The organism is Sulfobacillus harzensis, from assembly GCF_012933365.1.
GTDB classification, from domain to species: Bacteria; Bacillota; Sulfobacillia; order Sulfobacillales; family Sulfobacillaceae; genus Sulfobacillus_B; species Sulfobacillus_B harzensis.
Genome location: NZ_JABBVZ010000044.1, coordinates 1 through 12,045 on the forward strand (window position 1 = coordinate 1; position 12,045 = coordinate 12,045).

Sequence of the window (12,045 nt, forward strand, 5' to 3'; positions counted from 1 at the left end):
AAATGGCCGCCCACCCCAGCGAATTTTGACACCCGTCCGCGGAGCCGTCCGGGTCAATTTTTGAAAAAGCTCCTAGTCAATGACCTTGGGAACACTTGCAAAAAGACGTATACTAAGGGGCGGCTACAATGGCCGGAAAGGAGTCAACCGATGAGTGAAGACGTGATTATTCTGGGAACCGGCCCTGCAGGCTACACGGCCGCCATCTATGCGGCCCGAGCCGATCTCAACCCGCTGGTTATTGAGGGCGAGGAGCCCGGGGGCCAACTTATGCTCACCACCGAGGTGGAAAATTTTCCGGGATTTCCCGAAGGGATATTAGGACCCGATTTGATGGAAGCGATGAAAAAGCAGGCGGAACGCTTTGGCGCTAAGTTTATCCCCGGCCGTGCGGCCAGCGTCGACTTGAGTCGGCGTCCCTTTAAGGTCACCACCGATGACGACAAGACCTATGAAGCCAACGCGCTCATCATCTCGACCGGGGCATCGGCCAAGATGCTGGAGATTCCCGGTGAACAGGAGATGGTGGGCCACGGGGTCTCCACCTGCGCCACGTGTGACGGCTTTTTCTTTAAGAACAAGCGGATTCTTGTGGTGGGAGGCGGCGACTCGGCCATGGAGGAGGCCACCTTTCTCACCCGCTACGCGTCGGAGGTTACCATTGTGCACCGCCGCGACCAGCTTCGGGCCTCCAAGATTATGCAGGAGCGCGCCCAAAAAAACCCCAAGATTTCATGGGTCATGAATGCGGTGCCGGTGGAAGTCCTGTCGGAGAACAACAAAGTCACCGGCCTCAAAGTTCGCCACAATGACAGCGGCAAGGAGGAAGTTCTTCCCACCGAGGGTCTCTTTGTCTCGATCGGGCACCGCCCCAACACGGCCTTTTTGAATGGCCAGGTGGACACCGATACCGTCGGCTACATCATCACCCACGACGGCTCCACCCGCACCAGTGTGGACGGGGTCTTTGCCTGCGGCGACGTCGCCGATTCCCGCTACCGTCAGGCCATTACCGCTGCCGGCACCGGATGCCGAGCCGCCATGGATGTGGAGCGCTGGCTGGAAACACAGGGCAGATAGTTCCAGAATTTAGGTATAATCCAAGGTGGAGGGGTATTCATGAAACTTCAAACCAACTGGATTACCGACACGCTGGACGGCCAGTCCATGCGTGCCTATCTTGCGCGCCCGGAAGCGGCTGGAGACAAGCCCTTGCCGACGGTCATTGTGATTCAGGAAATCTGGGGGGTTGACGACCACATTCAGGACATGACAGACCGATTCGCCACCGCCAGATATCAAGCCATCGCCCCGGATTTGTACTCCTTGGGAGAGACCCCCGAAGCACTCACCGCCCCACGCATCCAAGCGGTGAAAAAATTCCTGGACACGATGCCGCCGGAAGGCTGGGGAAACCCGGAGGTCCGCGACCAATACATAAGCCAGCTCCCTGCGCCGGAGGCGCAAAATGTTCGTGAGACGCTCGGCCTCTTGTTTCAGGGTCGCGATATGGAAGGCTATGTCAAACAGCTAAAACGCTGGGTGGACTATGCCGAATCGCACGGCAAAGGCGTTGTCAGCGTGGGCTACTGCATGGGAGGCGCCCTGTCGTTCCTCCTCGCCTGCCGCGATCACCGCCTCAAAGCGGCCGTTTGCAACTACGGCCGGGCCCCCAGCGAGGAAGACAGGGCCCGCCTTGAAACCCCGGTGTACGGTTTCTATGGGGAGACAGACCATGCTCTCACGGACGCCGTACCGGCGGTTCGAGAAAGCATGCAGCAGCTCGGCAAGCCCTATCACGCCAAAATCTACAACGGCGCGGGACACGCGTTTTTCAACGACACGCGAGCCTCGTACAATGTGGACGCGGCCCGAGACGCCTGGGCGGAAACGCTCGGTTTTTTCGCTAAAAATCTGGGCTAATCAAACGCCCTTCACCAAGCACAAAAAAGGCCGGTTGCCGGCCTTTTTTGACGGGAAGCGGTCAGTTTAACGGGTCCGGCCCGCCATCTGCTGCTCCGCCATCTCAATCATCTTGCGGACCATGTGCCCCCCCACGGCGCCACATTGCGCCGAGGGAACGTCGCCCCAGTAGCCATCTTCAATGCCCTGGAGTCCAATTTCGCGGGCGACTTCGTACTTGAATTGGTCAAGTGCGCGCTCCGCACCACGCACCAAAGCGCGATTGCTGGTGTTGCTTCCCTGTGCCATTTATGTCACCTCCATCTCAGGTAGTGGCGTTATTATCACCCACCGTTGACGGATTTACCCTTCAGCGCCAATCCAATTTCTGTCAGCTTTCGGACACGGCCTGTCCTTGCTTGACCGGCTTGACGTCCGGCACAAATAGAAAGGCGAACACGCCCACCAACGAGGCCACCGCGACCGCCCCGTACATGCCGCTGAAGCCGCGCACACTGTCTGCCGCCGTTAAAATGACGGGACCGGCCGCAAGGCCGATGCCGCGGAAGACAGCCACCAAGGAGAGCGCCTCACCCGACTGGTCGTCGCGATATAAGGCCAGCGCCATCCGATTCAGGGGCGCCCCCATGGTAAAGGCGGTGCCCAGTCCAAAGAACAGCATGGCGATAATAAAGCGGGTGAAGGTCAACGGCGGCCAGGCCAGCAAGACGCCGCCAATCGCCCCGGCCACCAAACCCACCACCAAGAGCCGCCGCGGGCCGACCCGGTCCACCATCACCCCGCCGACACCGGACAAGATGGCGCCGCTAAATGCCGCCGGAAGCAACGCGAGACCTGAGGCCAGCACCGAAAAGTGCAACACCCGCTGCACCAGGGTCGGCACAAATACAGCCGCCGACATGTCCAGTCCAATCAAGGCCGCCCCAATCATCATCGACACCCCCGATCCCCGCTTCAACGGACGATCGTCCAGAAATGGCGAAGACGCGTGCCTTTGACGGGCCATGAACACCAGCAAGGCCAACGCTGCCACGCCGGCAAACACGACCCGCAGATATCCCGTACCCATCAGCACCAGCAAGGCAGCCGCCAACAGTACGGAAAAGCTGGCTCCGCCCTTCCAATCCGGCACGGGCCGGTCTTGAACCGGGGACGCAGCCACACGCCGGCTCATGGTCAACACCACCAGCGCGATGGGCACATTAATCCAAAACACCGCCGGCCAGCCCAAGTACTGCCCTAAAAGACCGCCCAACGTGGGGCCGAGAACACTGGCCATGCCGAAAACAGCTCCAAACATTCCCAAGGCCGTTCCCCGGCGTTCCGCCGGAAACTCGCGGATCCCCTCCGCTTGGGCATTGGGATACACAGCTCCCGCCCCGGCTCCTTGAACCACCCGGGCCAACATAAACACCCAAAAGTTAGGCGAAAACGCTGCCAGCAGCGACGCCAGCATAAAGGCGACAATACCCCACACAAACAACTTTTTATGTCCAATGCGGTCGCCCCAAGCTCCCGCCAACACCGTGGACGCAATGTAGGCCACCGTATAGGAGGTGACGGTCCATGCCGCCCAACCGAGCGGGATATGAAACCCGCGCATGATGAGGGGAAAAACTGGCGCCAAGACATTGGTGTCGAGGGCGCCCATGAAGACGCCCACCAAATAGACGCTGAGTGAACGATAGTTGGGGCGCATGTTGTCCCTCCATCCCAAAAGTTGAATTCCTGGCTAGTCTATCCAAACCACCCAACATTACCCGCTAGGCCAACGGCGACCGCCCGAAAAAGATTGGTGGTCGGCCCTGGCGAATAAATCACATAAAGAAGAAGAAATACCACGAGACCCGAGGCCGCAGCGATCATCCAAACGCTGGCCGTCCACGGCGCAATGCGGCGATGCAGTTGGAATCGCCCCAACAAGGCGCGCCGAATGGTGATAATGCCCAGAACCGCCGCCACCGTGGCCAAGGTGGCATGCGCCTGCAAGAAGACTTGATAGGGTGCGGCAAGAGCTTTAGGTCCGTTGTAGGTGGTGTCCCCCACCAGCAACGTTCGCAGCACATAGCTGATAAAAAACGCGGTGGCAAAGGTCGCCCCGGCCAACATCAACTTCCTGTGGGTGTCTCGTTGGCCCCGTCGGATATAAATCCACCCGCTAAGAATCAACAACGCGCTCACAATCATAAAACCCTCGTTGATCCAGGGCCAGATTTGCATTCCCATCCTCCTCGCCGGACCTACCGCCACAAGCCTCCGGCTACCATCGCGAAAAAGATGCCCGTCATATACCAGAGTGACATGTGAAATGTCCGCTTGGCCCAGCGCACTTGAGGCATGTGTTCGCGCAAAAGCGGCACGTGCACCGCGATGAAGCCGAGGCCAATGATGAGCGCGATGACCAGATAGATGACATCGACGACATGCGTTGCATAGAGGGCGATCGAGGCCCCCAAGAGCAACACCGCATAGACCGCGCTTTGCCACTTCGTAGAGCGTTCCCCGCGCACGACCGGCATCATGGGCACACCAGCCCGCTGATAATCATCGCGTTTATAGAGCGCCAAGGACCAAAAATGGGGCGGCGTCCAGAGAAAGATGATGAGAAACATCAACCAAGCCGCTACACTCATGTGTCCGGTCACGGCAGCCCACCCCACCAACGGCGGAATGGACCCGGCAGCGCCCCCGATGACAATATTTTGCGGGGTCCGGCGCTTTAACCAGATGGTATAAATGACGACATAAAACAGAAAGCCAATTGTCGTCCAAACAGCCGTCAAGCTATTGACGCGCCACAGCACCAGCGCGATGGACGCCAGTTCAAGCCCGATGCCCATCCAAAGCGCCTGCTGCGGGGGAATTTTCCCAGTGACCAATGGCCGGCGGCGCGTGCGCGACATCACGGCATCAATGTCGCGGTCGTACCACATATTTACCGCGTGTGCGCCGGCGGTCGACATGGCCAACCCCAACAGGGCAAAAAAGGTGAGCCCCAAGGGCGGGATGCGGCCATCTGCGACCACCATGGCACAGTAGGCGGTCACCACCAACAACGCAATAATGCGGGGCTTGGTCAACGTGAGGTAGTCGCCCAGAGTCGCCCGCGACGCCTGTACTTCTTCTACTGCATGTATCACATTCGTCCCGCCTCAGTCCATGTTGTCGGATTAACTTTACTACATGACATCCAAAAAAGTAAGGACACGTTCTGTCAGGTTCATGCTGCGCCCGCCAAAACGTGTCGAAATTAGAGAGGTTTGAAGGCTTCGAAAGGATTGTGGCATGCGCGGCAATAGTAGAGGCTCCGGCACGAGGTGGAGGCGAACAAATTCTCCATGGCGGCGTCGCGGCTCCCACAAAATGGGCAGGCGACATCGCCGAGATCCTTACCAGGGGGTGCGATGCCGGACTGTTTAAGCGCCTCTCGCCCTCTCTCTGAGATGCGATCGGTGTGCCAGCTGCCACTCAGATTCAGATCCACCGCCACCCGGACGTCTGGAAAGGCTGCCGCCAGGCGCGACTCCGCCACCCGCTGAATGATGGTTTGGGCGGAGCACCCCACGAAGGTCGGAATGAGCGTCACGTGAACCACGTGGTCCGAGGCCTTGACATCCCACACCATGCCGAGGTCCACGATGTTGACGGCGCGAATTTCGGGATCGTGAACCTGCTCCAGTACCCGATAGACGTCCTCCTCGCCAATCATACGGTCATCACCTACCATTTTGCAGTGGGATCCAGCCGGTACACCTCAGAGAGTGTGCTGAGGGCGCGGGCCAACTCGGGGGTATGCTGGCCCTGTCGTCCATCCAAGGGCTTGGCTGCTTCAGGCCGATGGATGCGGAGCTCGCCAAAAAATGTGTCCACCTGATCCCAAAAGGCGCGCTTGGCCTCATCCACACCACTGAAAATCCCCAAGTGCTCTAGCGCTGTCTCCGCCGGTCCAACACTCGGCAAGTCCCCGAGCCACTGAAACGCCTTAGCGGTGGCGGCTTCTAATTTCTGCCGGGAGACGGAATCATGTCGGGCCATGGTCCGCATCCAAAGTTCCTGATGCGCGCGATGGTAGCGCTTCTCGCTCAAAATCTTCTCGCTGGCTTCCGCTAAGGGGAGATACCGGCTGGTTTTGAGCGCCTCAAGCCGCGCCATTTCCCACACATCGTGGAGATAGTGGCGCACAATGGTCCAATCCCAATCAAAATGCGGGGCAGTCAAATAGTCGGCCCCTTCGCCATTGGGCAATTCCAGCATGACGGCGTTTTTCCGCTCCCGAGCCTCCCGCAGCGAGGCCAAGTCGTCCGCCCGCCCCATCCCTAACTCCTCCAACATGCGAAAGTACCAGGCCGCGTGCCCAATCTCCTCTTGAGCGATGGACCCAAAGGCTACATCTTCTTCGATATGGGGGGCGAGGCCGAGCCACTCCTGATCCCGGTAGCCGATCACCAGATCATCATCGGCCAGTTGAAACAGAAGGTCCGTCAGCGGCTTAAGCGCCTCGGGGCGGTTCTTGACCTCGTCACTCGTCCACCGTTCCACTTGCTTCGCCCCCCTTCCCCATGGGATGCTCCCGATAATGACGCCATTTGTCGCGCAAGTACTTATAGTCGTCTGTGGTCCGATAGTTCTTGGGCGTCTTGCCGAATCCGACGCGATCCTTGAACCCCAGCTGATAAATGTGGTCGCGTCGCACAACCCACAGACTTTGGTAGCCCTCTCGGCGAAAGAAGTTTTCCTCCGCTAGCGCCAGCGCCATATCCGGCGATGACGCGAGCACGTTGAACACGTGCACGTGGGGACTCATCGAGTCCGATTGGGCAAAGACTTCGTAGACATCAAAATCCAACCGCTCCATGGCCATCTCCCCCTTAGACCGCCCGCGGCGAGCGGGCAATCATCGCGCGCACCCATTCGCCTTCCTGATATGTGGTCGAGCGCAGTCCAAGACGCGCCTCGGAGCGCGGCCCATGGTTGTTGACAATCTCCCGGAAGAGATTCCAATCGGGCTGCTGATAGGTCCACTCCTTCGTTTGGGGATCTTGTTTCAGCGTCGGATCCGGGATGGTGAGTCCTAACGACCAGATGCGGTGCACATACTTCGTGAAAAACTTCTGGCGCAGCTCCTCATTAGTCTTGGAGCGAATTTTCCAGCGAATGTTGCGCAGTTGGTTGGTGGACAATTGGCTTTTTTCTGGAGGGCCAAAGAACATCAAGAGCGCCGGCCACCACCGGTTTAATGCATCCTGCAGCATGGCGCGCTGCATGGGAGTGCCTTCGGCAAGCGCCATGCAGATGCTTTCGCCGTGTTGAATGTGAAAGCCCTCTTCCTCGACGATGCGGGCCAATGCCCGAGCATAGGGCGCATAGGAGCAGCTTAAGGACATACCTTGGGTAATCACGGCGGCGCCATCGACCAACCATCCAATGATTCCCGCATCCGCCCAAGTGGGCGTGGCCATATGAAAGACGTTATGATACTTCAAGCGCCCAGTGAACAAATCCTGCATGATGTCTTCGCGATTCTTCCCCCAGGGACGCATCAAATCCTCAGCCACCCGAATCAGCAATTGGCCGTGTCCCACCTCATCCTGCACCTTGGCGGTAATCGCCAAGCGGCGGTATAGCGTGGGAGCGCGCGGCACCCACTCTTTTTCCGGCAAAGCCCCCATAATCTCACTAACGGCGTGCATGGCAATCAGCCGCACCAATTGATTGCGGTATTCCTCCGGCATCCAATCGTCGGCCTCAATGCGATCGCCGCGGTCAATCCGTTCCAAGAAATAGGCTTCCTGGTCAGTCAGCACGTCTTCTGGCACCTGTGTCCCCTCCCGAAACCAAGCGTTTGCTTTCTTAATCTTAGATTATGTTCACGGCGCTGATGTGTCAATGGCGCCCAGCACCCGTTTGACCAAAATGACGTAGGCCTCCGCCACCTGCTCAGCCGTTAACCGCCCATCAGGGCGAAACCAGCGAATCATGCCATTCAGCGCCGACAATATAAAGAGTCGCGCCATGGTTTCGTCCGGCACCTGAAACGCGCCGCTGGCCATGCCTTCTTCCAGCACTTGATCCCACCATCGTTCGTAGTCGCGCCGCAATTGCCGCGCTTGGCGCCGCGTCGCATCGCTTAACTGGTTGTCATCGTCCAGGTAGACGCGGGCCCAGGCGCGGGATGCGCCAATCACTTCCAAATGAGCTCGGATCATCCGACCTAATTTTTCGGCCGGCGCCAACCCGGCATCGGCCCAGGGCCGCACCGCCCGGCTGAAATCGTCCGCGGCACGTCGCACAATCTCGAGATATAGGTCCTCTTTGGTGTCAATGTGGGCGTAGAGACTCCCAGACAAGACGCCGGCTTCTTCGGCGATGTCGCGCACGGTGGTGGCGCGAAAGCCTTTCTCGGCAAAAAGCTCCGCGGCGGCCTCGATAATGGCGTCACGCCGACTCCTACGCGCCACTGGAAGTTCCTCGCACCAGCTGCTTGACGGCCTTGACACCGTCAAAGGCCTCTTCCACCGTATTGGCCACCAGCGTCACATGCCCCACCTTTCGCCCGGGCCGCATCTCCGTTTTGCCGTACCAATGCAGCGCTGCGCCGGGCACATTAAGCACCCGATAGACATCCTGATACCCATTCATAAACGACTCGCCCATGAGATTAACCATGGCGGATGGGAGCATGAGGCGCGGCTCGACGACCGGCCATCCCGCCACCGCGCGCATATGCTGGGTAAACTGAGACGGTGTGGCCCCCTCGATGGTCCAGTGCCCGGAATTGTGGGGACGCGGCGCCATTTCGTTGAAAAGCACGCGGCCGTCTTGATCGATAAAGAACTCCAACGCCATCACCCCCACCAAATCCAATCCGGCCGCCATCGTGCGGGCCTGTTGGCGAACCTCAAAGGCCAAGGTCTCATCCATCGGCGCTGGAGCCAGGCTGTAGTCCAAAATGCCGTGGGCGTGATGGTTTTCGGTCACCGGATAGGTCACTGTCAACCCCGCTTGGTCGCGTGCAACCACGACCGATACTTCTCGTTCAAAAGCGACCCGCTGCTCGAAGATGAGCGGGCGCGTGCCGCCCTGAAGGCTCTTGAAAGCGGCAAGTGCCTCATCGAGAGACGATACCGGCTCCTGGCCTTTTCCGTCATACCCGCCTTCTGCCGTCTTGATGATGGCCGGAAACCCAATCTCTGCGGCGGCACGACGGACATCCGACTCCGTGTCCAAGGCGCCGTAAGGCGTGGTCAAAAGCCCTAACCGCCGCGCGGTATCCTTTTCGCGGAGGCGATTCTGACTAATGTACAAAAGCTCAGGGGGCGGAAACACCGGGCGTACCTCATTAATCGCCCGCACCGTTTCGACGTTGACATTCTCAAACTCGTAGGTGACATGCTGGACCTGTTCGAGGAACTCCGCCAGAGCTTGGCTGTTGTCGAAGGAGCGGGCGATGGCCGCATCCGCCGCCTCGCCGGCGGGTCTCGGCGACGGGTCCCATACGACGGTGTGAAGGCCCATGGCCCGACCTGCCAGCGCCATCATCCGCCCCAATTGACCACCGCCCATAATGCCAATCGTTCCGCCGACCGCTACGATTCGGGTTGCCACCGCTGCACTCTCCCATCCTGTTCTAATACACTTTCTTGCATGGCTTGGCGATATTCGATTAGACGCTCCCTCAATTCCGGATCCTGCACTGCCAAAATACGCGCAGCCATTAGGGCGGCATTGACGGCCCCCGCTTTGCCGATAGCCATGGTGGCCACCGGCACCCCTCCGGGCATTTGTACAATGGACAATAGGGAATCCAGCCCATTAAGCGCCCGACTGGTGACCGGCACCCCGATTACCGGCAACAGTGTGGCGCTCGCCATCATCCCGGGAAGGTGAGCAGCGCCGCCAGCGCCGGCAATGATGACGGAAAAACCGTCCTGATGGGCCCGCTCAGCCATCTCCAACATGCGCTGGGGCGTTCGGTGCGCGGACAGCACCCGTGCCTGATATCCAACCTTCAGGCGATCCAGCGTCGCGGCACAATGCTGCAGTGTCTCCCAATCAGACTCGCTTCCCATAGCCAGTAAAATCATCCGTTTGCCAACACCCTCCTCACCGGCTGGAATATCCTGCTCACTCGGCCAGCAATCCCCACAGGGGGCGCCGAGGCACACTCTCAGGGCTAAGCATAGAGTATTTTGCTAGCGGAACCAACCCACGACTTAAAGGAGGACCCTAACTATGTGCGGCATTGCCGGTTGGATCGACTATCAACGCAATTTGGTGCATGAGCAGCGCCAGCTGGAGGCGATGGCGCAACCCATGACCTGCCGCGGTCCGGATGGCAGTGGCACATGGATTTCGCCTCACGCGGGATTGGCCCATCGGCGGCTGGTGGTCATTGATCCCGAAGGCGGCATGCAGCCCATGTCGCGGCGCTACGGCGACACCGTCTACACCATCGTGTACAACGGGGAGCTGTACAACTTTCAAGAGCTTCGGGAGGAACTCCAAGCCTTAGGCTATACGTTTCAGTCCCGCTCCGACACCGAGGTTCTCTTGACCGCCTATATGGCGTGGGGCGAGAATGCGCTCGAACGGCTGAACGGCATCTACGCCTTTGCAATCTGGAACAGCCGAACCCAAACCTTGTTCATGGCTCGTGACCGTTTGGGGGTTAAGCCGCTGTTTTACACGAAGAAGGGCTCGACGTTGCTGTTCGCTTCCGAAATAAAGGGGCTGTTGGCCCACACCTTGGTATCGCGGCGCGTCAATCGCGACGGGCTGGCGGAAGTGTTTGCGCTCGGTCCATCGCGCACACCGGGCCAAGGCGTTTTTGAGGATATCGAAGAGCTCCGCGCTGGCTGGTCCCTGGTTCACACCCCCACGGGCACCCACACCAAGCCTTATTGGCAGTTGACGGCTCTGCCTCATGAGGATGATCTGGACACCACCGCACAGAAAATTCATGATCTGCTCCAAGACGCCGTCGAGCGCCAGCTGGTAGCGGACGTTCCCGTGGTCACTCTGTTATCGGGAGGGCTTGACTCAAGCATTGTGACGGCGATTGCATCTGGGGCATTTCGGCGCCAGGGAAAAGGGCGGCTGAAGACCTTCTCCATTGACTTCAAAGATATGGAGCGCTATTTCCAGGACAATGGATTTCAGACTAACATGGACGCCCCCTGGGTGAAGCGCGTCTCAGAACATCTCGACACCGAGCATATTCGGGTGGAGTTGGATACTCCGGATCTGGATCGGTATCTGTTGCCCGCGCTGCGCGCGCGCGATTTGCCCGGGCACGCAGATGTGGACACCTCGCTATTGGTGTTTGCCGGACACATCAAGCGCGAGGCCACGGTAGGCCTTTCAGGGGAAGCGGCCGACGAGATTTTTGGAGGCTACCCATGGTTTCATCGCCCGGATGCGCTGAGCGCCCACACCTTCCCTTGGTCTCTCCGTCTGAAGGACCGAGTCAGCGTCCTCGACGACGATTTTCTGCACCACATTCAGCCGTTTGACTATGTTGACGCCCGTTATCAAGAAGCGCTGGAGGAAGTTCCCCACTTGCCCGATGAAAGTCCCGAAGAGCACCGCATCCGCGAAATTGCCTATCTCAGCATCACCCGATTTCTGCCCACGTTGCTGGACCGCAAGGACCGCATGACCATGGCGCAGAGTCTGGAGGTGCGCGTGCCATTTTGTGATCATCGGCTGGTGGATTATGTCTTCAACATTCCCTGGGAGATGAAAAATTACCAAGGGGTGGCCAAGGGCATTCTCCGAAGAGCGGCGCGAGGCTGGCTTCCGGAAGAGGTGGTAATGCGGCGGAAGTCCCCCTATCCCTCGACGCCCAACCCCAGCTATTTTGCCGCCATGGCCAACCGCATGCTGGAAATCGTCAACGACCCGGGTGCGCCGCTGCGTCCTTTCATCAACCGCCAGCGCCTGGCCGACGTCATCAAGGCCGGTCCTCAGGCGGACCAAATCCCCTGGTTCGGCCAGTTGATGGGAAACGCGCAGCTGTTTGCCTTTCTTATTCAGGCAAACGCCTGGCTTGACGAATACCGTATTGAAATTGTCTAGATGCGCCGAGAGGCCGCAATGAGAGCGTGCAATCCTCTCATTGCG

Annotated in this window: 14 protein-coding genes; 3 read left to right on the forward strand and 11 right to left on the reverse strand. The window is 59.0% G+C overall.

The window, feature by feature from the left end; all coding sequences use genetic code 11:
- Window positions 1-150 precede the first annotated feature (150 nt).
- Window positions 151-1,080, forward strand: coding sequence for a thioredoxin-disulfide reductase (gene trxB, locus HIJ39_RS12825; RefSeq protein ID WP_169100296.1), 930 nt, complete (start codon window positions 151-153; stop codon window positions 1,078-1,080).
- A 39-nt stretch (window positions 1,081-1,119) separates the two neighbouring features.
- On the forward strand, window positions 1,120-1,923 hold the full coding sequence (locus HIJ39_RS12830) for a dienelactone hydrolase family protein (protein ID WP_169100297.1): 804 nt from the start codon (window positions 1,120-1,122) through the stop codon (window positions 1,921-1,923).
- A gap of 66 nt (window positions 1,924-1,989) precedes the next feature.
- Here the strand turns inward: HIJ39_RS12830 and HIJ39_RS12835 are convergent, their stop codons facing one another.
- From HIJ39_RS12835 to purE, 11 genes are all read right to left on the reverse strand, one after another.
- Window positions 1,990-2,211, reverse strand: a complete 222-nt coding sequence (locus HIJ39_RS12835; protein WP_169100298.1) for an alpha/beta-type small acid-soluble spore protein — start codon at window positions 2,209-2,211, stop codon at window positions 1,990-1,992.
- 82 nt (window positions 2,212-2,293) lie between these two features.
- Window positions 2,294-3,622: an MFS transporter gene (locus tag HIJ39_RS12840; RefSeq protein WP_169100299.1), complete on the reverse strand. Its 1,329-nt coding sequence runs from the start codon at window positions 3,620-3,622 to the stop codon at window positions 2,294-2,296.
- A 38-nt stretch (window positions 3,623-3,660) separates the two neighbouring features.
- Window positions 3,661-4,143: a DUF420 domain-containing protein gene (locus HIJ39_RS12845; RefSeq protein ID WP_169100300.1), complete on the reverse strand. Its 483-nt coding sequence runs from the start codon at window positions 4,141-4,143 to the stop codon at window positions 3,661-3,663.
- A 20-nt stretch (window positions 4,144-4,163) separates the two neighbouring features.
- On the reverse strand, window positions 4,164-5,063 hold the full coding sequence (locus HIJ39_RS12850) for a heme o synthase (protein ID WP_169100301.1): 900 nt from the start codon (window positions 5,061-5,063) through the stop codon (window positions 4,164-4,166).
- 110 nt (window positions 5,064-5,173) lie between these two features.
- Entirely contained in the window at window positions 5,174-5,632 is a 459-nt protein-coding gene (gene paaD / locus HIJ39_RS12855; RefSeq protein WP_207711656.1) for a 1,2-phenylacetyl-CoA epoxidase subunit PaaD, read from the reverse strand.
- An 11-nt stretch (window positions 5,633-5,643) separates the two neighbouring features.
- Window positions 5,644-6,462, reverse strand: a complete 819-nt coding sequence (paaC, locus tag HIJ39_RS12860) for a 1,2-phenylacetyl-CoA epoxidase subunit PaaC (protein ID WP_169100303.1) — start codon at window positions 6,460-6,462, stop codon at window positions 5,644-5,646.
- Window positions 6,443-6,778, reverse strand: coding sequence for a 1,2-phenylacetyl-CoA epoxidase subunit B (locus HIJ39_RS24190; protein WP_169100305.1), 336 nt, complete (start codon window positions 6,776-6,778; stop codon window positions 6,443-6,445). The genes paaC and HIJ39_RS24190 overlap by 20 nt, the downstream gene beginning before the upstream one ends.
- Window positions 6,779-6,791: 13 nt before the next feature.
- Window positions 6,792-7,739 (reverse strand): 1,2-phenylacetyl-CoA epoxidase subunit PaaA, encoded by a 948-nt coding sequence (gene paaA, locus HIJ39_RS12870; protein ID WP_169100307.1) that lies wholly within the window; start codon window positions 7,737-7,739, stop codon window positions 6,792-6,794.
- 51 nt (window positions 7,740-7,790) lie between these two features.
- Window positions 7,791-8,381 carry a TetR-type transcription factor C-terminal domain-containing protein gene (locus HIJ39_RS12875; RefSeq protein ID WP_338055164.1) on the reverse strand — a complete coding sequence of 197 codons (591 nt, stop codon included), beginning with the start codon at window positions 8,379-8,381 and terminating at the stop codon, window positions 7,791-7,793.
- Window positions 8,371-9,528 (reverse strand): 5-(carboxyamino)imidazole ribonucleotide synthase, encoded by a 1,158-nt coding sequence (locus tag HIJ39_RS12880; RefSeq protein ID WP_169100309.1) that lies wholly within the window; start codon window positions 9,526-9,528, stop codon window positions 8,371-8,373. Before HIJ39_RS12880 ends, HIJ39_RS12875 begins: the two co-directional genes overlap by 11 nt.
- Window positions 9,510-10,007 carry a 5-(carboxyamino)imidazole ribonucleotide mutase gene (gene purE, locus HIJ39_RS12885; protein WP_169100311.1) on the reverse strand — a complete coding sequence of 166 codons (498 nt, stop codon included), beginning with the start codon at window positions 10,005-10,007 and terminating at the stop codon, window positions 9,510-9,512. The genes HIJ39_RS12880 and purE overlap by 19 nt, the downstream gene beginning before the upstream one ends.
- Window positions 10,008-10,155: 148 nt before the next feature.
- Between purE and asnB the strand changes: the two genes are divergently transcribed.
- The gene (gene asnB / locus HIJ39_RS12890; protein WP_169100313.1) at window positions 10,156-12,000 is read left to right on the forward strand and encodes an asparagine synthase (glutamine-hydrolyzing); all 1,845 of its coding nucleotides are present in this window, start codon (window positions 10,156-10,158) and stop codon (window positions 11,998-12,000) included.
- The last annotated feature ends 45 nt before the right edge of the window (window positions 12,001-12,045 follow it).